This is a genomic window from Mesorhizobium sp. NBSH29 (assembly GCF_015500055.1).
GTDB lineage: Bacteria > Pseudomonadota > Alphaproteobacteria > Rhizobiales > Rhizobiaceae > Neomesorhizobium.
Genome location: NZ_CP045492.1, coordinates 3,093,461 through 3,116,921 on the forward strand (window position 1 = coordinate 3,093,461; position 23,461 = coordinate 3,116,921).

Annotated in this window: 30 protein-coding genes; 16 read left to right on the forward strand and 14 right to left on the reverse strand. The window is 57.9% G+C overall.

Translation table 11 applies throughout. The annotated features are described in order from the left end of the window. The first annotated feature begins 76 nt into the window (after positions 1-76). A complete protein-coding gene (locus tag GA830_RS15390; RefSeq protein ID WP_195162672.1) occupies positions 77-688 on the forward strand; it encodes a TetR/AcrR family transcriptional regulator in 612 nt (203 codons plus the stop codon). Between the two features lie 4 nt (positions 689-692). Here GA830_RS15390 and GA830_RS20300 read toward each other — a convergent pair whose 3' ends face one another. The 3 genes from GA830_RS20300 to GA830_RS15400 form a co-directional block, all read right to left on the reverse strand. Then, complete coding sequence (locus GA830_RS20300) at positions 693-992, reverse strand: hypothetical protein (RefSeq protein ID WP_210330836.1); 300 nt, start codon at positions 990-992, stop codon at positions 693-695. Between the two features lie 63 nt (positions 993-1,055). Beyond that, on the reverse strand, positions 1,056-2,222 hold the full coding sequence (locus GA830_RS15395) for a hypothetical protein (protein ID WP_210330837.1): 1,167 nt from the start codon (positions 2,220-2,222) through the stop codon (positions 1,056-1,058). A 247-nt stretch (positions 2,223-2,469) separates the two neighbouring features. Continuing rightward, positions 2,470-3,378 carry an alpha/beta fold hydrolase gene (locus GA830_RS15400; RefSeq protein WP_195162674.1) on the reverse strand — a complete coding sequence of 303 codons (909 nt, stop codon included), beginning with the start codon at positions 3,376-3,378 and terminating at the stop codon, positions 2,470-2,472. 50 nt (positions 3,379-3,428) lie between these two features. Between GA830_RS15400 and GA830_RS15405 the strand changes: the two genes are divergently transcribed. Then, on the forward strand, positions 3,429-3,881 hold the full coding sequence (locus tag GA830_RS15405) for a MarR family winged helix-turn-helix transcriptional regulator (protein ID WP_195162675.1): 453 nt from the start codon (positions 3,429-3,431) through the stop codon (positions 3,879-3,881). Positions 3,882-3,887: 6 nt separating this feature from the next. Here GA830_RS15405 and GA830_RS15410 read toward each other — a convergent pair whose 3' ends face one another. Continuing rightward, the gene (locus GA830_RS15410; RefSeq protein ID WP_195162676.1) at positions 3,888-4,499 is read right to left on the reverse strand and encodes a pyridoxamine 5'-phosphate oxidase family protein; all 612 of its coding nucleotides are present in this window, start codon (positions 4,497-4,499) and stop codon (positions 3,888-3,890) included. Positions 4,500-4,564: 65 nt separating this feature from the next. Next, on the reverse strand, positions 4,565-4,912 hold the full coding sequence (locus GA830_RS15415; RefSeq protein WP_195162677.1) for a gamma-butyrobetaine hydroxylase-like domain-containing protein: 348 nt from the start codon (positions 4,910-4,912) through the stop codon (positions 4,565-4,567). 330 nt (positions 4,913-5,242) lie between these two features. Between GA830_RS15415 and rsgA the strand changes: the two genes are divergently transcribed. The 11 genes from rsgA (at position 5,243) to GA830_RS15470 (ending at position 14,825) form a co-directional block, all read left to right on the forward strand. Continuing rightward, the gene (gene rsgA, locus GA830_RS15420; RefSeq protein WP_195162678.1) at positions 5,243-6,301 is read left to right on the forward strand and encodes a ribosome small subunit-dependent GTPase A; all 1,059 of its coding nucleotides are present in this window, start codon (positions 5,243-5,245) and stop codon (positions 6,299-6,301) included. A gap of 153 nt (positions 6,302-6,454) precedes the next feature. After that, positions 6,455-7,465 (forward strand): GTP 3',8-cyclase MoaA, encoded by a 1,011-nt coding sequence (moaA, locus tag GA830_RS15425; RefSeq protein ID WP_258045467.1) that lies wholly within the window; start codon positions 6,455-6,457, stop codon positions 7,463-7,465. Between the two features lie 62 nt (positions 7,466-7,527). Then, positions 7,528-7,884 carry a hypothetical protein gene (locus tag GA830_RS15430; RefSeq protein WP_195162679.1) on the forward strand — a complete coding sequence of 119 codons (357 nt, stop codon included), beginning with the start codon at positions 7,528-7,530 and terminating at the stop codon, positions 7,882-7,884. Between the two features lie 103 nt (positions 7,885-7,987). Further along, entirely contained in the window at positions 7,988-8,908 is a 921-nt protein-coding gene (locus tag GA830_RS15435) for a DMT family transporter (RefSeq protein WP_195164987.1), read from the forward strand. A gap of 89 nt (positions 8,909-8,997) precedes the next feature. Beyond that, a complete protein-coding gene (locus tag GA830_RS15440; RefSeq protein ID WP_195162680.1) occupies positions 8,998-10,206 on the forward strand; it encodes a multidrug effflux MFS transporter in 1,209 nt (402 codons plus the stop codon). Continuing rightward, on the forward strand, positions 10,203-10,820 hold the full coding sequence (gene mobA / locus GA830_RS15445; protein WP_195162681.1) for a molybdenum cofactor guanylyltransferase MobA: 618 nt from the start codon (positions 10,203-10,205) through the stop codon (positions 10,818-10,820). The genes GA830_RS15440 and mobA overlap by 4 nt, the downstream gene beginning before the upstream one ends. Beyond that, on the forward strand, positions 10,817-11,332 hold the full coding sequence (gene mobB, locus GA830_RS15450; RefSeq protein ID WP_195162682.1) for a molybdopterin-guanine dinucleotide biosynthesis protein B: 516 nt from the start codon (positions 10,817-10,819) through the stop codon (positions 11,330-11,332). The genes mobA and mobB overlap by 4 nt, the downstream gene beginning before the upstream one ends. A 182-nt stretch (positions 11,333-11,514) precedes the next feature. Further along, a complete protein-coding gene (locus GA830_RS15455; protein WP_195162683.1) occupies positions 11,515-12,303 on the forward strand; it encodes an ABC transporter substrate-binding protein in 789 nt (262 codons plus the stop codon). Positions 12,304-12,383: 80 nt separating this feature from the next. Beyond that, positions 12,384-13,097 carry an ABC transporter permease gene (locus GA830_RS15460; protein ID WP_195162684.1) on the forward strand — a complete coding sequence of 238 codons (714 nt, stop codon included), beginning with the start codon at positions 12,384-12,386 and terminating at the stop codon, positions 13,095-13,097. Then, positions 13,094-13,921: an ABC transporter permease gene (locus tag GA830_RS15465; protein ID WP_195162685.1), complete on the forward strand. Its 828-nt coding sequence runs from the start codon at positions 13,094-13,096 to the stop codon at positions 13,919-13,921. The genes GA830_RS15460 and GA830_RS15465 overlap by 4 nt, the downstream gene beginning before the upstream one ends. 16 nt (positions 13,922-13,937) lie before the next feature. After that, positions 13,938-14,825 carry an NAD(P)-dependent oxidoreductase gene (locus GA830_RS15470; RefSeq protein WP_258045692.1) on the forward strand — a complete coding sequence of 296 codons (888 nt, stop codon included), beginning with the start codon at positions 13,938-13,940 and terminating at the stop codon, positions 14,823-14,825. A gap of 9 nt (positions 14,826-14,834) precedes the next feature. Here the strand turns inward: GA830_RS15470 and GA830_RS15475 are convergent, their stop codons facing one another. The 4 genes from GA830_RS15475 to GA830_RS15490 all read right to left on the reverse strand — a co-directional run bounded on the left by GA830_RS15475 (position 14,835) and on the right by GA830_RS15490 (position 17,319). Then, a complete protein-coding gene (locus GA830_RS15475; protein ID WP_195162687.1) occupies positions 14,835-15,329 on the reverse strand; it encodes an Lrp/AsnC family transcriptional regulator in 495 nt (164 codons plus the stop codon). Between the two features lie 92 nt (positions 15,330-15,421). Next, positions 15,422-16,126: a uracil-DNA glycosylase family protein gene (locus GA830_RS15480; RefSeq protein ID WP_258045468.1), complete on the reverse strand. Its 705-nt coding sequence runs from the start codon at positions 16,124-16,126 to the stop codon at positions 15,422-15,424. After that, positions 16,062-16,673: a glutathione S-transferase gene (locus GA830_RS15485; RefSeq protein WP_195162688.1), complete on the reverse strand. Its 612-nt coding sequence runs from the start codon at positions 16,671-16,673 to the stop codon at positions 16,062-16,064. The genes GA830_RS15480 and GA830_RS15485 overlap by 65 nt, the downstream gene beginning before the upstream one ends. 28 nt (positions 16,674-16,701) lie before the next feature. Then, positions 16,702-17,319 carry a thermonuclease family protein gene (locus GA830_RS15490; protein ID WP_195162689.1) on the reverse strand — a complete coding sequence of 206 codons (618 nt, stop codon included), beginning with the start codon at positions 17,317-17,319 and terminating at the stop codon, positions 16,702-16,704. Between the two features lie 72 nt (positions 17,320-17,391). Between GA830_RS15490 and GA830_RS15495 the strand changes: the two genes are divergently transcribed. Then, the gene (locus GA830_RS15495) at positions 17,392-18,924 is read left to right on the forward strand and encodes a sensor histidine kinase (protein ID WP_195162690.1); all 1,533 of its coding nucleotides are present in this window, start codon (positions 17,392-17,394) and stop codon (positions 18,922-18,924) included. Between the two features lie 105 nt (positions 18,925-19,029). Here the strand turns inward: GA830_RS15495 and GA830_RS15500 are convergent, their stop codons facing one another. Beyond that, a complete protein-coding gene (locus GA830_RS15500) occupies positions 19,030-20,031 on the reverse strand; it encodes a nicotinate-nucleotide--dimethylbenzimidazole phosphoribosyltransferase (RefSeq protein WP_195162691.1) in 1,002 nt (333 codons plus the stop codon). Positions 20,032-20,214: 183 nt separating this feature from the next. On the opposite strand from GA830_RS15500, the gene GA830_RS15505 reads away from it, so the two are divergent. Together GA830_RS15505 and GA830_RS15510 are read left to right on the forward strand one after the other, a co-directional pair. Further along, on the forward strand, positions 20,215-20,454 hold the full coding sequence (locus GA830_RS15505; protein ID WP_195162692.1) for a DUF1289 domain-containing protein: 240 nt from the start codon (positions 20,215-20,217) through the stop codon (positions 20,452-20,454). Beyond that, positions 20,451-21,149, forward strand: coding sequence for a TIGR02281 family clan AA aspartic protease (locus GA830_RS15510; protein ID WP_195162693.1), 699 nt, complete (start codon positions 20,451-20,453; stop codon positions 21,147-21,149). Before GA830_RS15505 ends, GA830_RS15510 begins: the two co-directional genes overlap by 4 nt. Before the next feature lie 36 nt (positions 21,150-21,185). On the opposite strand, the gene GA830_RS15515 is transcribed toward GA830_RS15510, so the two are convergent. Genes GA830_RS15515 through GA830_RS15530 form a run of 4 tightly spaced genes read right to left on the reverse strand, consistent with a single transcriptional unit; the run spans position 21,186 to position 23,455 of the window. Continuing rightward, positions 21,186-21,827: an ATP-dependent Clp protease proteolytic subunit gene (locus GA830_RS15515; RefSeq protein ID WP_374939278.1), complete on the reverse strand. Its 642-nt coding sequence runs from the start codon at positions 21,825-21,827 to the stop codon at positions 21,186-21,188. A gap of 17 nt (positions 21,828-21,844) precedes the next feature. Beyond that, positions 21,845-22,249: an SRPBCC family protein gene (locus tag GA830_RS15520; RefSeq protein ID WP_195162695.1), complete on the reverse strand. Its 405-nt coding sequence runs from the start codon at positions 22,247-22,249 to the stop codon at positions 21,845-21,847. Then, positions 22,246-22,563, reverse strand: coding sequence for an ArsR/SmtB family transcription factor (locus GA830_RS15525; RefSeq protein ID WP_195162696.1), 318 nt, complete (start codon positions 22,561-22,563; stop codon positions 22,246-22,248). Before GA830_RS15525 ends, GA830_RS15520 begins: the two co-directional genes overlap by 4 nt. A 58-nt stretch (positions 22,564-22,621) precedes the next feature. Further along, a complete protein-coding gene (locus tag GA830_RS15530) occupies positions 22,622-23,455 on the reverse strand; it encodes a sulfite exporter TauE/SafE family protein (RefSeq protein ID WP_195162697.1) in 834 nt (277 codons plus the stop codon). Positions 23,456-23,461 lie beyond the last annotated feature (6 nt).

Below are 23,461 nucleotides of genomic sequence, written 5' to 3' on the forward strand. Positions count from 1 at the left end.
GATACATAAATAAGTGGCAAACTTGTCGAAGGCCGTCAAGCCGTTTATGTAGCGTCTAATACAGAAAGGTTTTTCGATGCGAGGTCGCCCCCGCAGCTTTGATCGAGCCGACGCGTTAAACCGCGCGATGCAGGTATTTTGGGCCAAAGGCTATGAAGGAACCTCGCTCACCGACCTGACGGTGGCGATGGGCATCAACGCGCCGAGCCTCTATGCGGCGTTCCGCAGCAAGGAAGCGCTATTCCTCGAGGCGACACAACTTTACTCGAGTTCCGAAGGATCGTGCATATTTTCAGCTTTGCTTGAAGGTGAGACCGCGCGCGCGGCGATTGTAGGCTTTTTGACAGAATCGGCAAAAAGCTACTCACAACCTGACAAACCCAAAGGCTGCATGGTCACGCTGGGCGCACTGCACGTAGATCCCTCTAGCACATTGGTGTGTACCGACCTGCGGCGCCGACGTTCCGAAAATCTTGCGGCCCTCGAAAGGCGCATCGCACAAGGCATCGAGGCGGGCGACGTACCAGCAACAGCTGACGCAAAATCCGTCGCGGCATTTTATCAAGCGGTGCAGCACGGTATGTCGATCCAGGCGAATGATGGCGCATCAGGCGCACACCTGATGCAGACGGTCGCGGGTGCGATGTATGCCTGGGAAGGTCTGACGGCAGGCGATCTGAAATCCTGAATGTTCAGGCAGCCAGGCTCCGGTTCTCCGCGCCAACAAAGCTGACCGTTTCAGCAACGACATCGGCATCGGCCAAAATGCGGCGGTGACCCAGACCCGGCGTCCAGTGAACCCGTACATGCGGCCCCGCTGTCCTGAGCGCTCCGGCCGCCACCTCGTGATCATCTGGCGCGTGGATGACCAACTTTAGGCGGCAAACACCTCGACTGTTTTGTCTATGGACGCCTCGCGCAACATTCTCGTTGTAGACAAGGCTAAACAACTGGCCATTCCGCGCATGGCTGACATCTGTCTCAAAGAGCATCCACGGGCGTACGCCTGACCCTCATATCAAGGTTCCTGTTCGCAGTTGCGGCCAGGAACGACGTCAGATGACCGTATAGGCAGCAATTGAAAGCTGAACTCCCGCCACGACAGCAAGCGCAAGTGCGCACAGCTGCAATGCAATTGGCAGCCGCTGCAGTCCCATCGCTGCGATTACGGCCAGTACCGGCACGAACCCGAACCAGTATCGCGCTTGCATCGCGCCGGGATAACCGTAAACCAAATGCATTTCGCGTATCTGAGTGAAAAATAACACAAGAAACGCCAGAAATGCCAGGACCTGCGGAACGACAAATGCCCATTGCTTCCTGTTCTTTGGCCATATCGTCGACGCAACAATCAAGGCCGCGCAGATCCCGACCAGTGCCTGGAAATTCTGCACCCGAGCCCGGTCGTTGAAGAACTTTCCGTGCCCATAAAGGCGTTCCGTTGTCACTCTATTGGAATTCCAAAACTTCTCCAAATGCTCAGAAACGCTCCATCGCACAGCATCTGGATGTGCGTTCGCATACCCGCTCTCTGGTCCGGGTCCAGATCTTGGATAAAACCCTCCCAGCCAGAAATAAGCATAGCCAAACCACGCTATGACGAGCGCCAATGCAAGTCCCGTGACAAGCCATTCCCATCCCGTGACAGTCCGAAAACGGGCATAGGATGTGCGCCAATTGACGAGAAGGTATGAGATTGACAAGAAAATGACCTGTGCAGCGGCTGTGGCTTTCGTCAAGGCGGCAATCGAACCGCCGAGTGCCATCAAGTGAATTGCGTGAGACAAGTCGAGGTGCCAGCGCAACACGCCCCAAGCAAACAGGGCAACCGACAGGAATGAAAGCGGGTCGTTTGATATTGCGCCCCCAGTCAGCATGAACATGGGAAAGCTTGCGAGTACAGCCAAAGCGAAACCAGCAGGGATTGTCTTGAGACCCACGTTGATCGCGGCCCGGTACGTCACGAGCATCGACAATCCGGTAATGAAGACGTTCAGCATGCGCACGACCAGAGGATTATCCCAAAGCAAAGCGATCCCGCCGGCCAGCTCGTAGTAGAGTGGCGGATGATTGAGCCGGTTCACGTGCATTTTCGAACCGGGGGGGACCACATAGACTGGCAATCCATAGTTTGTAACATCTTCAACGTAGCGAAAATGCGACATTTCGTCAGGAAACTTCCCGACAGTATGCTTGAGCGCGAACCCGACGGACGTAACCATCGAAAGAGCCAACAAGACAACGAAAAGCAGATGGTGGCGCAGAGGGTTGCAATGGATCATTTCTGCAGCTACCGCAACGTTAGCTAGAATGCAACGGCGGAGATCCAGACTCTAGACGAAACTCAGACGTAAAACCCTGATCTCTCCGGAGGTATCCAACTGGGGAAATTTTCGACTTCGGGCACTGAGTTCGAGGAGTTGTGAATGAGCGCCGCGAAAGCGCCGCGGTGACCACCGTCTTGATAGTTCAGGCAGCCAGGCTCCGGTTCTCCGCGCCAACAAAGCTGACCGTTTCGGCAACGACATCGGCATCGGCCAAAATGCGGCGGTGACCCAGACCCGGCGTCCAGTGAACCCGTACATGCGGCCCCGCTGTGCTGAGCGCCTCGGCGCTTCCGGCCGCCACCTCGCGATCATCTGGCGCGTGGATGACGAGTGTCGGGATCGGCATCTTTTTCAACTGCTCGCTACAGACAAATTGCTCAAGCGGTCGGCCGGCAAGGTGTTCAACCCGCGCATTCATCGCGTGCTGTGCGCGCGGCCCGAGATTGAGCAGCCGCCCGGTGTCGTCAAACAATGCCGGCATTGAGTTGGGGGACGCAATCGTGACCAGCCGTTCCGTCACAACCGGCGCGATTCCCGCCACCGATCCAACAACGGCGTTGATGGCCACTGCCCCTCCGAATGAGTGACCGACGATCGCGTCAAACGGCCCGAGCCAGTCTGCCGTAGCGCGCACTGCTTCAACCGCAAGCACCAGATTGAGCTTACGTCCGCTTGAGTGTCCGTGTCCCGGTAGGTCCAATGCGGTCACGTGAAAGCCAGCATCGCAGAGGCCCTTGATCAGAAATCGCATGTGTTCGGTGCGCGAGCGCCAGCCATGCACCACAAGTACCTTGCCCCGCCGCTCAATCCCCGGCAACGGGCGGAAGTCGAAAGCCATGACTGTTCCTGATGTCACAGGCAGGCAATGACGGCGACCTTCCTCCATCAAGGGTTTTGCCTGGGTGATCGCCTTGCGCTCGCCGGGCGATAGCTTATTTGGGTTAGCTGTTCGGCAAAACAGTTCGAACGCCAGTCGACCGCCAAGCTTTGGAGCGACATGCTCGCTGGCTCCGAATACGCTGCGGATGACCTGATGTACGAATGATGCCATGATGAAGGTCCAAAGAAAAATGGTTCAACCATGAACATATTAGTTCAAGCATGAACAAAAAACAAGCGCTCCCTTGGGACAATCCCCGTTTTCGCAACTGGATCGCTGTCGTTCGCGCTGAAAAGGCGGTGGTGACTGCACTAGGCAAGGCGTTGCAACCGCTCGACCTGAAGCTGGCGCAGCTTGACATGCTAATGAACCTCTATCGTCATCCCGGCATGTCGCAGCATGAACTGGCACGACGGCTGCTGGTCGGCCGCTCGAACATCACCATGTTGTTGCCGCAGCTCGAAAAGCGCGGGCTGGTGAACCGCGAGAATGACGCCAAGGACAAGCGCGTTATGCGGCTGATGCTGACCGGCGATGGCGAGACGCTGCTGATGCAGGCGCTTGAGGTTTATAACGGGCTGATCGAACGAGTGATGTCTCAGTCGAGCCCGGATGACTGTGACCGTATGGGCGCAGTCATGACACGCATCTCAGACATGCTGAGAGCCGACTAATTCGCCTTACCACATAGACTTTTTTGCCCGCTCCGGCCATTCGCGGTCATAGATTATGCCATCGATGGCTGCCTTGCTGGTAACGGCAAGGATCTGGCCGGGTGTCGGCAGGCTGGCAGGGTCTACATGCTTTTGCGCGTTCCAAAGGTCCGATCGGTGGATCGCCCGTGCGCACTGGAAATAGACAGCATCTACATCGATAATCGTGACCGACCGGGCAGGCTTTCCCTCGACCGCGAAGGAACCACAAAGTTCAGCATCAATGGATATCCGCGCCCTGCCATTAACGCGTAGCGTCGTGCCTGAACCCGGCACCAGAAACAGCAGCGCAACACGCGGATCACGGATGATGTTCTTCAGCGAATCCGCCCGGTTGTTGCCGCGTCGGTCCGGCATCATCAGAGTGGTGTCGTCATGGATACGCACAAAGCCGCCAAGATCGCCACGTGGCGAGCAATCCAGACCCTCCGGTCCGCACGTTGCCAGCGCCGCGAACGGCGCAGCTTCGATGAAGGCTGCATACTCGGGGATGATCCGGTCGAGCTCTTTCACCAGGGAAGCTTCGCCCGGAACACCGTATAGCGCTTCAAGGTCCTCTACACTGGTTATCAGCGACATGATCCACCCCTCGCCCGTTCGTCACGGACATTGCTTAGCCGACATGTGTGAAAGGCTTGCGACAGTCAGCGAGCCAGACCCTTTGCAGCCAGCTCGTCCAGATACGCCTGCCAGCGCTGATCTTTCTCATGACCGAGCGTATGAAGATAGCTCCACGTAAAAATGCCGGTGTCGTGGCCATCGTCAAAAACAATGCGCACGGCATAGTTTCCAACGGGTTCGAGTTTGGAAACCGTCACATTGCGTTTGCCCGGCACCGTCACGCGCTGTTCAGGCGAGTGACCCTGCACTTCTGCCGAAGGTGACACAACGCGCAGCAGCTCGGCTGACAATTCAATCGGCGCATGGGCAGGAAACGTCACAGTCAACAGTCTGCGATCTTTCGAGACGCGAAGTTCTTTTGGAGCTGCCATTGTCATCCCGTTCTGTTTGCAGCTTTCCGCGTTACCCCCCTTTCCGCATGAGCGGAAGCGCAAAAGCGCACTTTCGCGGCTGGACTTTCGATCTCTGTTCGCAGCATAATGCGATCTGTTCGCAACGCCAGCCGCAAGGGAGGCATTTATGATTGTGGTCCTCGCATGCCGGGCTGGCGAAGCCCTCTGATTGCATTTGCCCATTTGCCGGAAAGTTTCATCGGCATCGGCCTGTCGTCATATGCTCGCCCAGCCATCTTTCAGCGCTCCGGTTCGCCGGGGAATGACCGAACCTGATCGCCATCGCGCGATCCAGACTGGTACGAGACAATGACCGATCCAATTGCGACCCTGGCCGATTTCGGCTGGAACAATTTCTTCAATGCACAACTGGACCTCGACATCACCGGGCAATTTCCCGTGCGCGTCATGGCGGTGCACCGTGACCGCTTACAAGCTGCCGCCCCCGACTTTGACAAGATGATCCTGCCCTTTTGGGAAAAGTCTGAAAATGAGGAAGCTGTGGCAACTGTCGGCGATTGGCTGATGATCGACGCAACGAGCTTTCAGCCCTTGCGACTTTTGCAGCGCAAAAGCCTGTTCAAACGCCGCGCTGCCGGCACGGGCCGCAAGCTGCAACTCATCGGCGCAAATGTCGATACGCTGTTTATCGTCTCTTCCTGCAATGAGGATTTTAACCCCGCCCGGCTTGAGCGCTATCTGGCACTGGCGCTTGAAGCCTCTGTCACACCCGTGGTCATTTTGACCAAGGCAGATCTTGCTGAAGACCCGCAAGAATTCCAGCGCACCGCATCCAGCCTGATGCCCGGTCTGCTGGTCGAAGTGCTCGACGCGCGCAACCCCGATGACACAGCAAAGTTGCAGGCATGGTGCGGCCTTGGCCAAACTGTCGCGCTTGTCGGCTCTTCCGGCGTTGGCAAATCCACCTTGGTCAACACGCTCACGGGGGCGGAAGTCGCCGCCACACGCGGCATCCGCGAAGATGACGCAAAAGGCCGCCACACCACCACTGGTCGCCAATTGCACCGCCTGCCCGCCGGTGGATGGCTGCTGGATACGCCCGGCATTCGCGAATTGCAGCTGACGGAAGCCAGCACCGGCATTGAGGAAGTCTTCTCGCAGATCCTCGACCTTGCGCAAAACTGCCGTTTCAGCGATTGCAGCCACGGCACCGAACCCGGCTGCGCGGTTCAAGCCGCACTCAAAAGCGGTGAGCTGGACGCGGCCCGTCTGGAACGCTGGCGAAAGCTTGCCGCCGAAGAAACATTCAACAATGAAAGCCTGATACAACGCCGCGCCCGCGGCCGTGCCTTTGGAAAAATGTCGAGGGACGCACAGGCCTATAAAAAGGCCAAGCGCGGCGATTGACCGTGCTGGACCAAGGGCGCAACATTGCGCAGTTGGCAAGCGCGATGTTACCAAGGAACAGGCCCACGCTTGAGTGTCGCCCATAGCGACATCATCTGGAAAGAACGCGCACGGGGATACCGTGCGCGAAGATGCTGAAAGACTGAACTGCTGATGGATTTTCAAGACCCCGGCATGATAGATCCCTTCGGACGCGCAATCTCCTATCTGCGCGTTTCGGTGACGGATCGCTGTGATTTCCGCTGCACCTATTGCATGGCAGAAGATATGACCTTCCTGCCCAAGCGCGATCTGCTGTCACTGGAAGAGCTGGACCGGCTCACCACCGTCTTCATCGAAAAGGGTGTTAAAAAGCTGCGCCTCACCGGCGGCGAACCGCTGGTGCGCAAAAACATTATGCATCTTGTGCGCCAGATATCACGCCATCTGAAAAGCGGCGCGCTGGAAGAACTGACCCTCACCACCAATGGGTCGCAACTGTCGCGCTTTGCCGCAGAACTGGCCGATTGCGGCGTCAAGCGCATCAATGTGTCGATGGACACGCTTGACCCGGATAAATTCCACGCCATCACCCGCTGGGGCAATCTGCCAAAAGTGATGGAAGGCATTGATGCTGCCCAGAAGGCTGGCTTGCAGATCAAGATCAACGCTGTCGCGCTGAAAGATTTCAACGACCATGAACTGCCCGAAATGATGCGTTGGGCGCATGGGCGCGGCATGGATATGACAATTATCGAAACCATGCCAATGGGCGAGATCGACGAAGACCGCACCGATCAATATCTGCCGCTGTCGCTTTTGCGTGCGCAGCTCGAACAGCAATTCACTTTGAGCGATATTCCCTTCAAGACCGGCGGCCCCGCCCGCTACGTTACGGTCAGCGAAACGGGCGGACGGCTGGGCTTCATCACGCCCATGACCCATAATTTCTGCGAAAGCTGCAACCGCGTGCGCCTTACCTGCACCGGCACGCTCTATATGTGTCTTGGGCAGGATGATGCCGCAGATCTGCGCGCGCCGCTGCGCCAGTCCGAAGGCAATGAACTCTTGGCGAACGCCATCGACGAAGCCATCGGCCGCAAGCCCAAAGGTCATGATTTCATCATCGACCGAAACTCCAAAAAGCCCGCAGTTGCCCGCCACATGAGCGTCACCGGCGGCTGAAATACCCCATATACGAAGGCAAATTCCTCCATTAGCATCCGCTGACAAATGGAGGGATTCTCATGGTCAAGTTGCTCTCGTCTTTACTCCTTGCAGGCATGCTGGCCGTCCCGGCAGCGGCCGCCTCTTTCGGCGGAAAATATGATGTTGCCGGCACAAATGCTGACGGCTCCAGCTACGAAGGCACGGCCGAAATCGTGCTGACGAGCGACACGACCTGCGTGATCCATTGGGAAACTGGCGGAACCACATCAGATGGTATCTGCTCGCGCAATGGCGATGCCTTCGCTGCCGCCTATGTACTCGGCGAGGAGGTCGGCCTTGTGGTCTATCAGGTGACGGAGGACGGCACGCTGGACGGCCTGTGGACGATCACTGGCAAGGACGGCAACGGCACCGAGGTGCTCACGCCGCAATAAGGCTGGTGGCCATCGACACGCTGGCCCACTGGAAAACAGGTTGCTGGTCTGAAGGCGGATGCTACATCCGGGGAAGTAGCTGTCCCGCGCGGTAATCATGTCCTTGCCTCTTTCACCAAACCTTCGCGGCTCGCTCTTCATGGCTATTGCCATGGCTGGCTTCACCGCAAACGACGCAATTACCAAAACCATGACCGGCGATATGAACACCGGTCAGGTGATGCTCGTGCGTGGATTGTTTGCAACCCTACTCATCGGTCTTATCGCAGCCCACCGTGGCGCTTTTGCGCGGCCGGCACTGGTGCTGAACAGGCTGGTCGCCATTCGTGTCGCTGCAGAAGTTGTCGCGACCGTGTTGTTTCTGATCGCGCTTGCAAAACTCCCGCTCGCCAATGTCTCTGCGGTGCTGCAGGCACTGCCGCTGGCTGTCACCATGGGCGCTGCCCTCATCTTCGCCGAGCGGGTCGGCTGGCGGCGCTGGCTGGCCATTGCAGTTGGCTTCGTGGGCGTGATGATTATCGTCAGGCCTGGATTTGAGGGGTTCAGCGTCTATTCGCTGGTGGTCCTCTGCAGCGTGCTGGCGTGTATGGTGAGAGACCTTGCCACGAGGCAGTTGTCTCCCGAAATCCCAACACTTCTGGTATCCACCCTCACCGCCGGCGCAGTGGCAGTTTCCGGTTTGCTGCTCACGGTCCCGATGGGCGGCTGGACAGCCATGACCCTTCCCGAGACGGGCTCACTTGCGGCCGCCGCCGTTCTTCTGGTGATCGGTTACCAGTTCATCATCATGGGCATGCGCGAGGGAGAAATCTCCTTCATCGCACCATTCCGCTATACCTCACTGCTTTGGGCAATCCTGCTCGGCTTCCTGATCTTCGGTGATGTGCCGGATCAGGCCATGATCTGTGGCGCCGCGATCGTGGTCGCCTCTGGACTTTATACGCTCTATCGCGAACGTATCGTCTCCCGTCGCAAACCGGCTGCCACCGCGACGCGCTCGCCCATGGCGCCCGAGGGCGTCTGAATTTGGGGTCGCGAACGCATCGGCGTGACACAGACTCGAACCTGTCCTAGACATCCTGAAGCGTGCACTGCATGGGGCTGCAACTTTTCATGGCATCGGTTTTTCTGGATCGAAAGACAGAACCTCACATTCTGACACTCGTTTTCGCAACTGCAGTCGCGGCCATGTCGATGAATGTATTTTTGCCGTCGATGCCGGGTATGGCGCGATATTTTCACACCGACTATGCCGTCGTACAGCTCGCAGTCTCTCTTTATCTGATCGCTACCGCGGTTCTCCAGTTGTTCATCGGCCCGGCATCAGACCGTTTTGGCCGTCGCCCGGTCATGCTGGTCTGCGTCTCCATTTTTCTGGTTGGCACATTAGCGGCAGTATTTGCGCCCTCCATTGAGGCGCTGCTTGCATGCCGGCTTCTGCAAGCCTTCTCAGCTGCCGGCATGGTGCTCGGGCGTGCCGTAGTGCGCGATACGGTGCCAGCCGATCAGGCGGCCAGCAAGATCGGCTATGTCACCATGGGAACCGCGCTGGTTCCCATGGTCGCCCCGATGATCGGCGGTTTCCTGGATGAAAACTTTGGCTGGCAGTCGACCTTCCTGCTCACGCTGGCCTTCGGATGTATCGCGCTCGCCCTTATCTATTTCGACCTTGGCGAGACTAACCAGACGCCGTCGTCGAGTTTCGCCGGTCAGTTTCGATCCTACCCCGAACTTGTCGCCTCCCGTCGGTTCTGGGGATATGTGTCGACTGCCGCATTCACTTCAGGTGCGTTTTTCGCCTTTATCGGCGGTGGGCCATTTGTATCTTCAGAAATTCTTGGCCTCAAACCTTCTGAATACGGTCTTTATTTCGGCATCATTTCCGTCGGCTATATGTTGGGGAACCTGTTTTCCGGCCGCATGTCAGGTCGCCTCGGCATCAACCGCATGATGCTCATCGGCAATGTGATCGCCGCTACTGGCATGGTGCTGGCGATAGGGCTTTTCGCCTCGGGCTTCTACCACGCGCTGGCTCTATTCGGCCCGGCTTTCTTCACAGGTGTCGGCAATGGCATCACGCTGCCTAACGCCAATGCCGGTATCGTCAGCGTAAAGCCTCATCTCGCAGGCTCTGCCTCCGGTCTCGGCGGTGCGATGCAGATCGGCGGCGGCGCAGCGCTATCCGTGGTTGCAGCCACCCTCCTGACGATCGAAAGCGGCCCTTACCCGCTGTTATGGGTGATGTTGTCTTCTTCCGTAATGGGCGTGATATCCACCCTCTACGTGATCCGGGTGTCACGTGAGGTGGGAGAGGTTGCATGACGGAGAAGTTCCCGGCGGTTATCCTGGCAGGCGGTCGTTCCAGGCGCATGGGCGGCACCGATAAACCATTAGCTCTGCTGGCCGGCCGCTCGCTGATCGCCCACATCATCGAGCGCCTCGCGCTCCAGGCGACACCACTCGCCATCAATGCCAATGGTGACCCTGCTCGGTATGCGTCCTTTGGACTTCCCATTCTCTCCGATCCGCTGGAGGGTTTCGCTGGTCCGCTGGCAGGAATTCTCGCTGCCATGGAATGGGCACACGAAACAGGGGCTTCCCACGTGCTGACTGTGGCTGGTGATACCCCTTTTATCCCCCGCGATCTGGCCGCGAAACTCAGCACGGTATTGATGCCTAACGATACTCGCATTTCGATTGCCCAGTCCCGCGAGCGCATCCATCCTGTCATCGGCCTTTGGCCGCTCACACTCCAAAGAGCGCTGCGGGATCATCTTGCACAACAGGACAGGCGCAAGGTCATGGCCTTTATCGAAATGGCTGGCTTTGTTGTGGCCGATTTTTCGACGACAGGCACTGACGAAGCCGACCCTTTTTTCAACATCAACACGCCCGACGATTTATTCCTCGCCCACACTTTTTTGGAAGAGCAATGACCAAACGAATCTTCGGCATCACCGGCTGGAAAAATTCCGGCAAGACGACGCTGACCGAGCGGCTGGTCGTTGAATTGAAGGCGCGCGGCTGGAGCGTTGCAACCGTCAAACACGCACACCATCATTTCGACATCGACCAACCGGGCACCGACAGTTTTCGTCATCGCGCGGCCGGCGCACGTGAAGTCGCAATCGTATCGGGAAGACGCTGGGCGCTCATGCATGAACTCGAGGGCGAGGCCGAACCATCTCTCGACAACATCCTGGTACGCATGAGTGATTGCGACATTGTGCTTGTGGAAGGCTACAAGCGTGAGGCCCATCCCAAAATCGAGGCGCGCCGTCGCGACGCAAAGGACCGCGCGCCATTGTCCGCCACGGATCCAGCGATTGTGGCAATCGCTGCCGACTATTTGGTCACCGGCGAAACTGTGCCAGCTTTCAACCTTGACGACATCGGTACGATCGCCGATTTCATCGAGCAGCAAACAGGCCTGAACAACGCTCGCTGAATGTCATTTCGCACGCGTTGTCGCCACAGACCCGGCATGGACAACGGCCAGTGAAGTGGTTTGCGATTGCATTTTGCTGAAAAACAATGGGAATATCGGTTCAGCGGGTGACCACCATACGCGTCACCCCAAGCTCCAGTGCGGTCTGTACCGGAGCGGGGATCAAAAATGAGAGGAACATTATGCGTATTATGAAGCGTTTCACACTGGCTGCATCTGTGGCCGCATTTGCTCTGTCGCTGGGAGCAGCACAGGCACAGGATCTAACCCTGAAGATCGGCACCGAAGGCGCCTATCCGCCCTTTAACAATCTGACCGCCGACGGCAAACTCGAAGGCTTCGACATCGACATTGCCAAAGCTCTTTGCGAGGAAATGAAAGCCAAGTGCGAGTTCATCACGCAGGATTGGGACGGCATCATTCCGGCGCTTCAGGCAAACAAATTCGATGCTATCATCGCGTCCATGTCGATCACCGACGAGCGCAAGCTAAAGGTCGACTTCTCGGAGAAATATTACAACACGCCGCCGGCAATCGTGGCCCCGAAAGATACCACCATCAAGGGTATCACCAAGGAAGATCTGGCCGGCAAGACCATCGGCGTCGCAACGTCGACCACGCACTATAATTTTTCCGAAAAGACATTCACCGATTCGACCCTTAAGGGTTACCCGTCAAGCCAGGAATATCAGCTCGATCTGGCCGCTGGCCGAATCGATGCAGCCAATGACGACATATCCGTCATTGACGAATGGCTGAAGACTCCGGAGGGCGCTTGCTGCAAGATCGTCGGTACGATTACGCCGGTCGTTGAAATCCACGGCCCCGGCGCCGGCATCGCCGTCCGCAAGGGCGAGACCGAGCTGGCAGACAAGTTCTCGGCCGCTATAAAAGCAATCCGTGCTAACGGAAAATACAAAGAAATCAACGACAAGTACTTTACGTTTGACGTTTACGGTTCTGATTCCTGAGTCTTGAAAGGTGCCGGCAGCTAGAGGAGCTGCCGGCACCTTTCGGGTTTGATATGGTACGTGGGGATTTGAACGGATCGATGGCAGGCGTTTGGACGCTTTTAAGCTGGGGACCAGAAGGCTGGCTCGACGATATTGCGAGCGGGGTCTTTGTCACCGTCTCGCTGGCGGTATGCACCCTGCCCTTCGGGCTTTTCGCAGGATTTCTGATCGCTCTCGCCAAGAAGGCCGAAGAGCCTTCCTTGCGTATTGCGGGAAATATATACACCACCATTTTTCGCGGCCTTCCCGAGCTTCTGACCCTGTTCCTCATTTACTTTGGGGCGCAGGTCGGCTTGCAGCAGCTCATCCACTTCTTCAATCCCAGCGCTACAGTCGAGATCAGCAGCTTTGTCGCCGGCATGATCGCGCTAGGGCTCGTTTTTTCATCCTATGCCAGCGAGGTTTTCCTGTCCGCTTTCCGCGCCATTCCGCGCGGGCAGTATGAAGGTGCGATGGCTGTCGGCCTGTCGAGCCCCAAAACCATGCGGCTGGTGATCCTACCGCAACTCATACGTATCGCCCTGCCCGGTCTCAGCAATCTGTGGCTTATCCTGCTGAAAGACACAGCATTGGTTTCTGCCATCGGCCTTTCCGACATTGTGCGTCAGGCTGGCGTTGCCGCGCGCGTGACCAAACATGCCTTCCTGTTCTTTGGTGTCGCGTGCCTGATCTATCTGGCGCTGGCGATCATTTCCTCCATCGGCATCGGCTTCATCGAACGGTGGGTGGGCAAGCGGGATGCCGTGCGATGAGTGATCTGGCATCCAGTCTAGCCGTAACGAAACCGCCTGAGCCAGCCCGTGAGTGGACCGGCCCGCGCATCGCCGGGCATATTATTCTGGGCCTTTGGTTTCTGATCGGCCTCGGTCTGCTTGCCTATATGGTCCGCGCCTGGAACCCCGATCTGTTCACGCGCTATGCGCCACAATATATCAGCGGCCTTGGGGTCACCCTGACGCTGGTGTCCATTTCAATAGTCATCGGTGCCGTCCTGTCGGTACCGATCGCGTATGCCCGCATGTCGTCCAACCGATTTCTCGCGGCGCTTGCCTACGCCTATGTTTACTTCTTTCGCGGCACCCCGCTTCTGGCGCAGACATTTCTGATTTATTACGGCCTCGGGTCGTTCCGCCCTGCACTTGAATCTGTCGGGCTATGGATCTTTTTCCGTGAAGCTTGGTACTGCGCCATCTTCGCCTTTTCGCTCAACACTGCCGCCTATCAGGCCGAAATACTGCGGGGCGCGATCGAGAGCGTCGAGCGCGGACAATGGGAGGGCGCCGCCTCACTTGGAGTGTCCAAGTGGATCACTCTCCGAAAGATCATCCTGCCCCAGGCGCTAATTGTAGGTCTGCGTCCTTACGGCAATGAAATCATCCTGATGATCAAGGGATCGGCCATCGTCGCCATCATCACCGTGTTCGACCTGATGGGCGAAACGCGTCGCGCCTATTCGCGCAGCTTCGATTTCCAGACCTACCTTTGGGCGGCAATTCTCTATCTGACGATCGTTGAAATGCTGCGGCATACGATCGACTGGATCGAGCGCATCATTACCCGCCACCTGGTGCGCTGAACGTAGCGCAAAAACCATCGATGAGGAAAAAATGGCAAAAGTAGCGTTTCTCGGCCTTGGCGTGATGGGGTACCCGATGGCTGCACACTTGAAAAACAAGGGTGGCCACGATCTTACCGTTTACAACCGCACGGCTGAAAAGGCTCAAAAATGGGTCGAAGAACATGGCGGGCAGCACGCTGCCACGCCAGCAGAGGCTGCAAAAGGCCAGGACTTTGTGTTCGCATGCGTCGGCAATGACGACGATCTGCGCCAGATTACCATCGGCAAGGACGGCGCATTCGCTTCAATGAGCACGGGCGCGATCTTCATCGACAACACGACGGCCTCCGCTGAGGTGGCCCGGGAGCTTGCGGTCGCCGCGACCAAAGGCGGCTTCGGTTTCCTGGATGCCCCGGTATCCGGTGGCCAGGCGGGCGCTGAAAACGGCATCCTGACCGTGATGGTGGGCGGCGAGACCGAAACCTTCGAGCGCGCTAAACCAGTCATCGATGCGTATGCCCGAATGGTTGGCCTCATGGGGCCGGCCGGCAGCGGGCAGCTAACCAAAATGGTCAACCAGATCTGTATCGCCGGCCTGGTTCAGGGCCTGGCTGAAGGCATTCATTTCGGCAAGCAGGCCGGCCTGGACATTGAAAAAGTGGTCGATGTTATCTCCAAGGGAGCTGCCGGCTCCTGGCAGATGGAAAACCGCCACAGGACTATGGATGCCAGCAAATATGATTTCGGCTTCGCCGTGGACTGGATGCGAAAAGACTTGGGCATCTGCCTCGAGGAAGCTGATCGTAACGGTGCAAGTCTTCCCGTCACGGCACTTGTCGACCAGTTCTACAAGGACGTGCAGGCGATGGGCGGCAGGCGCTGGGATACATCCTCGCTGCTCGCCCGCCTCGAGCGCAAATAGGCCAACGTCCTAATTGCTGGCAGACGAACCACTTTCCTTGTCCAAGACCAAGTAGTCGAGGGGCAACTGCGTGGTGTATTTGATCCGCTCCATCGCAAAAGCCGACGACACATCGCGGATTTCAATCTTGGCAATCATCCGCTTGTAGAATGCGTCATAGGCAGCGATATCCGGCACGACCACGCGCAACAGGTAGTCCACATCGCCGCTCATCCGATAAAATTCAATCACTTCTGGGAATTCCTGGATAACCTCTGAAAAGCGCCGCAGCCACTCATGGCTGTGCGAATTCGTGCGGATTGAGACGAAAACCGTGACACGGGTGTTGATCTTTTCCGGGTCGAGCAGCGCCACGCGGCGCATGACAACGCCCTCTTCCTCCAGCTTTTGAATGCGCCGCCAGCACGGTGTCGTCGACAGACCTACCTTCTTGGCGATATCTGCCACAGCTAGCGTGGAATCCTCTTGCAAGAGGCGCAAAATTTTTCGGTCAAGGCGGTCCATAATCGGCTCCAAGTAGAATTGAATACTACAATGACCGTGATAGGGGCGCTCTGCAAGAAAGAAATTCTAAACAGGAGATCAATCTGCATAGATCAAAGCGGCCGGATTTGTCCTGCCCGCGCGCCAATTTCCGCGCGTAGAAACGGTAGCAGATCATCTTCGAACCAAGGGTGACGTTTCAACCACCCAGTATTGCGCCATGAAGGATGCGGCAGGACGATAGAATGCGGTGTCGTTTGCGCATAGATGGCGCGCCAATCCTCAATTGTCGCGGTCAGCGATGGCTTTCGAAGCGTCCCAAGGTGCCAGCGCTGCGCGTAGAGCCCAATCGTCAGCACAAGATCAATCTGCGGCATCAGCGCCATGAAACGCGCCCGCCAAGCCGGTGCGCATTCGCGCCGCGGCGGCAGGTCACCTCCTTTGGCATCCTGCCCTGGAAAGCAAAATCCCATGGGCAAAATGGCAAAAACGTCCGGGTCGTAAAATTGCACGCGCGAAACGCCCAGCCAGTCTCGCAACCGGTCGCCCGAGGCATCGTCGAAGGGAATGCCAGACGCATGAACCCTGGTACCGGGCGCCTGCCCTGCAATCAGGATTCTCGCTTTCGTCGATGCCACGACCACCGGTCGAGGCGGATGTGGCAAAGGCTGGCCAATCGGGCGCTCCGCGCATATGCGGCAATCCCGCGCTTCATCGGTGAGTGCGGCCAGCGCCGTCGATTGTGTACCCAGCCTAAGCGTCTGCACTCGGGCGCGCTTTGACGTCAGAATACCAACGCCCGACATTGCTGAGCCCATCAGGCAGCGTGATCCGGGCTGGCTTCATGAAGTCGATCGCGATCATGGCGGTGATGTCAGCGATAGAATATGCGTCACCTGCAGCAAACTCGCGAGATGCCAGTTCGCGGTCAAAAAACGCCAGAAATTCCAAAGCTTTTGGCTTGTTGGCCTCGCCCCATTCGGCAATTTGGGGCACCTCCCATTCTTTCATCGCAGGGTGGATATGGCGAAAGGCCTGCGCTACCGGCATCAACAGATGCAATTCCATCCGCCGGTTCCACATTTCAACGACAGCGCTGCCCAGCGCGCCTTCCCCAAACATGGGCGGGGCGGGGTGAAGCGCTTCAAAGTAGCGGCAGATCGCGACGGACTCAGTCAGCACCGTCCCATCATCAAGCTCCAGAATAGGCAATCTTTGCAGCGGATTGCGTTGGGTCAGCTCTGCATCCTTGTGGCCGAAAGTGCCCATATCAACTGGGACAAGCGGGACCTCAATGCCCTTTTCCGCCAGAAAGACCCGAACCCTTCGCGGGTTGGGAGCCCGGCCACCATCAAATAGCTTCATCCAATTCTCCTAGTCTGCATGTCACCGGTCATAACGACCCGACAAATGTCTTCAACCAGTCCCAAAGCGATCGCACCGACTGGTGCTCTCCTTCCACTAAAGCTCCATGGCTGTCGCGCCACCGCCGCGGACGGTCGAACGATCCCGCCCACAGGCCGCGCTTGGCTTCACGGGCAGCTTTTTCCTCATCCTCATAGTCACCATAAGCGACAGCCCAGCCCGCTTCCACCTGCAAACGATTGAGATCAGTATCTCCCGCACTGCATCGACCAAGGATGCGCCCGTACCTGTCATGGTCGCCACCCTTGCAGACCACCGGTCGGCGCGCGATCAACCGCACCAGCGCCTCACGCGAAAGCCGTCCGCACAGATAGGATGTCCCGTCTTTTGTGCAGGTCTGATTGTATTCCGGCGCATCGATGCCGCGCAGACGCACCCGTTCCTTGCCGAGCGTAAGGGAATCGCCGTCGTTGATTACGGCCTGCCCAGCAGTCTGCCGCGTATCGGCAATATCAACGCGTGCTGAAACCACCACCAGAAGGAACAGAATGGCTGCGGCGACGCCATAATCAAGTATTTGGCGCCACAGGCTGCGTGGCCGGCGCGACCGGTTGGTCCGCGCTCTGCCATTCCAGGATGAGCTCATGCGCAAAAGGGTCTCTTAATCATTCGCCACTAACCTGGGCTTGTATCGATACGCGCCACAACAGAAACGTTCATGCCGTTCCAGCAATCGACCACGGCCGATAAGTTTATTGTGGACCGCCGAAAGACCCATCGCAACAGCGAGGTGTCGCGCGCGGTCCGCAAAACGCGCGACCGTCTTTCGCAAAGAGCCGGCAACCCGGAATTTGACCGCGAGCTTTTGAAACTGCATGCGCGCGCAATGGTCAGCAGCGCCACCGCGATACCACTCTTAGTACTGCTCATCGCGGGTGCCGGTCTCTATTTTGGCATGGAAGCCAACATTCTGATCTGGGCGCTGGTCACTGTCACGTGCTACACCGCAGTGGCATTTGTGGCCCGCAATATCGACCGTAAAAATCCGTCAGATATCAAGTCAAAACGCGTTCGTAATATTTTCTTCGTGAGCCACTTTGTCAGCGGCCTGGGCTGGGCTTATTTCGCCTCGCTCAGCTGCATCGCCTGTGACCCGGACTACCTGCCGGTGTTCAAGGCCGTTGTCCTCCTTCTGGCCATCGCCGCCAGCGCCCTCATCAGTTCATCGCTGCGCGGCGCGCTGATCGTCACTTTCGCGCTTCCTGTGGCCATCTATGCATCGCTGGGCGCCCATCTGTGGATGCCGGTGCAAAGTGTGATGGCAGGTCTGCTGGTTCTGGCTCTGCCCTTCTTTTCTTACGTATCGAGTAATATGAACCGGTCCGCAGTCATGCTGCTATCTTTTCGGCGCGAAGTGGATGGCCTGATTGCCGAGCTCGAAACCGCGAAATCCATGTCGGACGAAGCCCGCGGCCGCGCCGAGGAGGCCAATTTGGCCAAGTCACGCTTTCTGGCATCCATGAGCCATGAGTTGCGCACGCCACTGAATGCTATTTTGGGCTTTTCCGAAGTCATGGCCAGCGAAGTGCTCGGCCCGATGCAAAACGACACCTATCGCGATTACGCCCGCGACATCCATGGGTCCGGTCAGCATCTGCTCGACGTCATCAATGAAATTCTCGATCTCTCGCGCATCGAGGCCGGCCGATATACGCTGAATGAAGAGCCGGTCACGATCGTCTATGTGGTGGAAGAGTGCTGCCGCCTGATGGAGTTGAAATCGCGCAACAAGGACATCCGCATCGTCCAGCAATATGAGAGCGATATGCCACGCCTCTATGCCGATGAGCGTTCTGTGCGCCAGATCACGCTCAACCTCTTGTCGAACGCAGTCAAATTCACTGGTAGTGGCGGGGAGATCATCGTCAAGGTGGGTTGGACGGTCGGTGGCGGCCAGTATATCTCCGTCAAGGACAACGGCCCAGGTATCCCGGAAGACGAGATCCCAATCGTCCTGTCAGCCTTTGGGCAGGGCTCGATTGCCATCAAAAGCGCCGAGCAGGGTACCGGCCTCGGGCTGCCCATTGTCCAAGGCATGATGGCGATGCATGGCGGCGAGTTCGAACTTCACTCCAAGCTGCGCGAAGGCACAGAGGCGATCGCGATATTCCCTGCCTCGCGCGTCATGGAATCACTTCCGGCCATTCATCGCCAGCAGGATCAGCCGCCCGCCCGCCGCTTCGCATCCTGATAACACTTGCAGTGCAACTGTGGGCGCCACAGACGTCTGCCATTCTTGCGGTCACATGAACGGACGTGACCGATCTGCACCGCAAGTTGGCGCGGCCGGAGCCAGCTAACGTATCGCGGCCGCCATTCCCGACAGAGACAATGCCGCAGCCTTTACGATACCGGCGGCGAGCGCGGCGCCTGTACCCTCGCCATGGTGAAGCTTGAGATCAAGGATCGGGCGCAGACCCAGCCTCTCTGCCGCCCGCTTGTGTCCATTCTCGACAGAAAGATGCGCCAGGACGCAATGGTCGAGTGCATGCGGGTTCAACGCATGGAGAACCGCAGCAGCGGCCGTTGACGCAAACCCGTCCAGCACCACCGGCACTTTTTGCAACCGCGCCGCAAGGATAGCGCCGGCAATGGCAGCGAATTCGCGCCCGCCGACTCGCCGCAGCGCCTCAAGCGGATCTTTCAGATGCGATCCATGCAGAGCCAGCGCCTTGTCCACGACGCCAGCCTTGCGTGCCATCATTGGGTCGTCTGCGCCTGAGCCAGACCCTACCCAATCTGCGCCCGAACCGCCGAACAAGGCAGCAAACAACGCCGCAGCGACTGTCGTGTTGCCCACGCCAAGATCGCCGATGCACAAAAGATCAATATTGTCTGCAACCGCCTCCATCCCGAAAGCCATGGTCGCCGCGCAGCTTTTCTCATCAAGCGCCGCATCCTGCGTGATGTCTGCCGTTGGCAGGTCAAGCGCTAGGTCAAAAACCTTGAGCCCAAGGTTGGACGCAATGCAGAACTGGTTGATTGCTGCTCCACCTGCTGCCGTGAGCTCCACCACCTGCGCGGTCGAGGCCGCAGCCCGTGGTGAAATCACGTTGTTGGCGGCCACGCCATGGTTACCGGCAAAAATGGCCACCAGCGGCTTGTTGATGACCGGCGGCGCCCTGCCCGTCCACTCAGCCAGCCATTCGGCGATGTCTTCTAGACGGCCAAGTGAGCCTTTTGGCTTACCTGTTGCGGCGTAGAGCGCGCGCACCCGTGCAGCAGCCCCCTGATCGGGGCCCTCGACCCCTGCGAGCAAGGTGCGAAAATCGTCAAATGGAAGGCCGCTGGTGGTCATCTGTCCGCCAAATCAAGGTGAGTGAAAAAAGTCCATCCGTGCGCATAAATGCGCAATGATGCGCAGACAAGCACCCGCTGTTGAGTTTTTGATGGCAGACGCACGACATAGTGCGCCGGTTTCGAAAGAACTTGCATTGCCAATTGCGGTGCACCATGTGGATGAGACCATCCGGGAACGGCAATGACGGCCATCGAATCGCCCTGCATCCTTGTATGCTCCATCGATATGAAAACCGGCTATTGTTTCGGCTGCGGACGCACGGGCAACGAAATCTCGGACTGGATGAGCATGGCCCCCCACCAGCGCAGCGCCATCATGGCCACCCTGCCCGCAAGACTTGAAACCGTTGAGCGTCGCCCCCGCCGCGAGACACGTCGCAGCCGAATGGCGCGGGAACGGTCCCAAGAAGATTCGGCATGAAGTCATTGTTCTGGTTCGTATTTGCCATAGCCGCAGTAGCTTTGGCGACAATCATGCTGACCGGAACAGACATCATCGGTATCTCCGGCGAGGAGATCGGCCGAACTGCCTATATTGCACTGTGGAGTGCCTTCGTTGCGGTTGGCATCCTGTCTTCCGGGCAACGCTTCGGCACAGTGCTGCGCAGCCTTGCCCTGCGGGCGCTCCTCATCCTTGTTTTCATCGCCGGGTATCAATACCGATACGAACTGCAAGACGTCGCAAGCCGAATCACGGTTGGTCTTGTTCCCGGCAGCCCACTATCGTTGACGGATTCTAACGGCAAACAAACGGTCGAACTTGAAAAGCTGCCAAGCGGCCATTTTGGGGTACGGGCGAAGGTCGACACAACGTCGGTTGATTTCATGGTCGATACCGGCGCAACGACAACCGTGTTGACGCTAAACGACGCCCGCCGAGCCGGAATTGATCCAAACAGGCTAAGCTTCAGCGTTTCTGTATCCACCGCCAATGGCACCGGCCGTGCAGCGCGTGCCATCGCCGATGAAGTCGCAGTCGGCTCCATAGTCCGGCGCCGCGTACCAGTGCTAGTCGCTGAGGCCCACGCGCTCGAACAGTCACTGCTCGGCATGAATTTCCTTGGTACCCTTTCCGGATATGACGTACGCGGCGACCGGATGATCCTGCGTGACTGACGGCGCGTGAGCAGCGGTCCATCAGGAATTTCGTAGCTACGACACGCCGATCCGCGGTGCAGCACTGCTGTCCAGAGCAAGCGGCATCGTCGCAGAACGGCGCTCGAAAATGTGGTCGACAATCCCCCAGTCACGCGCTTCCTCGGCACTCATGAAGTAGTCGCGGTCCAGAACACGCTCCACATCTTCGGGCGCGCGCCCACAGTGGTGCGCATAGAGTGCAATCATCCGCCGCTTGGTTCTGGCCACATTGTCGGCATGGCGTTCGATGTCGGACGCCTGCCCCTGAAACCCACCCAATGGCTGGTGCAGCACCACGTCGGAGTTGGGCAGTGCAATCCGCAATCCCGGCTCGCCTGCCATCAAAAGGAAAGACGCCATTGAGCGCGCTGTGCCCATGCACACCGTCGAGACCGGACATGAAATATATTGCATCGTGTCATAGATGGCGAAGCCGCTGGTCACCATGCCACCCGGAGAATTGATATAGAGCGCGATTTCCTTGCCCGGATGGTCTGATTCCAGCGCCAGCAGCTGAGCGCACACGAGTGCTGAAACCGTGTCGTTGATCTCGCCATTGAGAAAAATGATCCGCTCGCGCAGCAGACGCGAAAAAATGTCGAACGAGCGCTCGCCCCGGCTCGATTGTTCGATCACCATCGGTACAAGAGTGTTCATCAAAAAAGCTCTCCCGTTCATGCGGCGCGCAAATGCGCTATCGCCATATTGGAATTGGCAGCCGATAGCCGCATCTCGGTCCGCTTGAAGTCGCCGTGCCTGATGCGCAGTCTACTGCCACCGGTCGCATCAGGCTGGAGTTCAAAGGAGACAATAGAAGCAACGCCCGCATCATCATGCCAAGCATAGCGCACCGACCGCCCGACATCGACCGCCAGCACCTCGCAATCGATGGTGGTTTGCTTGTCCGAAAGGGTGAACCGCGCGCCCTGCTCCACGGGCCCAAGCGTGCGTCCCAGCCATTCGGCCATGATTTCCGGCTGAGTGATGGCACGCCACACTTTTTCTGCTGGCTCGGCGAGATCAACCTCAAATTCCAGAGTGTCGCCCGACGCACCGGCCCCCCGCTTCTCGTCGCTCATTGATCCATCCCCTTCAAAACGGTTTTCAGCTTTTCGATCTTCTCCGGCCAGAAGTCGGTTCGATACCGGTCGATCCACTCGGCCAGCGGCTGCAGGCCGCCGGGATGAATGGTGTAAAACGCGTTGCGGCCATGGCGGCGCTCGCTCACCAGCCGCGCCTCTTTCAACACCGCCAGATGCTGCGAGACTGCGGGCTGCGAGATGTCAAAACCAGCGGTCAGTTCGCCAACAGTTTTTTCGCCACTGGCGAGTGCTTCAAACACCGCGCGTCGGGTTGGGTCGGCCAATGCGCGCCAGATCTGGGGTTCAATCATGCCAAATAGATAAGCCTGCACTTATCTATTGGCAAGCAAAATCTGCTAACGCCGAGCGTCAGCCCATCAGGCTGGCGAAGAACCGCAATGCGACCAGCAGACAAAAAAGCCCGAAGCCGATTTCAAGCTGCCGTTTCGACAAAGCGTGCGCGATCCTTACCCCGTAGGGCGTGACGACAAGCGCTATGGGAATGACCAGCGCAACTGCGACCCAGTTGACGAAACCGGTGGAGGCAAACGGCAGCAAAGTGTTATTCCAACCGGCGATGATGTATCCGACAGCGCCCGGCACCGCGATCATCACACCGACACCGGCTGACGTCGCCACAGCCTGGTGCATGGGACGTCCATAGAGCGTCATGAAGGTATTGTTCATGATGCCGCCGCCAATGCCCATCAAGGTCGAGAAAAACCCGATCCCTGTTCCGACGACCGACCGCCACGGATTGCCGGGAATTTCGCTGCCCAGCCGCCAGTGGTCGCGACCGAAGAGCAGTTTGATACCCACCAGAACGGTCACCACGGTAAACACAATGCGCAGGCCAGCGCTTGAAATAGAGGCCGTAGCAATGGCTGCCAGAACCACGCCTACCGGGATCGAAACGAGAAAGGATTTGAGCAGATCCATATCCACCGCGCCCCGGGCCTTGTGGCTGGTGAAGGAGCGGATCGAGGTTGGGACGATGATCGCCAAAGACGAACCGACCGACAGATGCATGCGCACGGCCTCGTCTACTCCGAGCAGGCCGAACACCTGATAGAAAACAGGCACCAGGACGGCTCCACCGCCAATGCCGAATACACCCGCCAGCAAGCCCGCGACAACGCCCGCTGCAGCAATGCCCATGACAAACATGGCAATCTCGCTTCCACCCATCGACATGTCCGGCATGCGAGA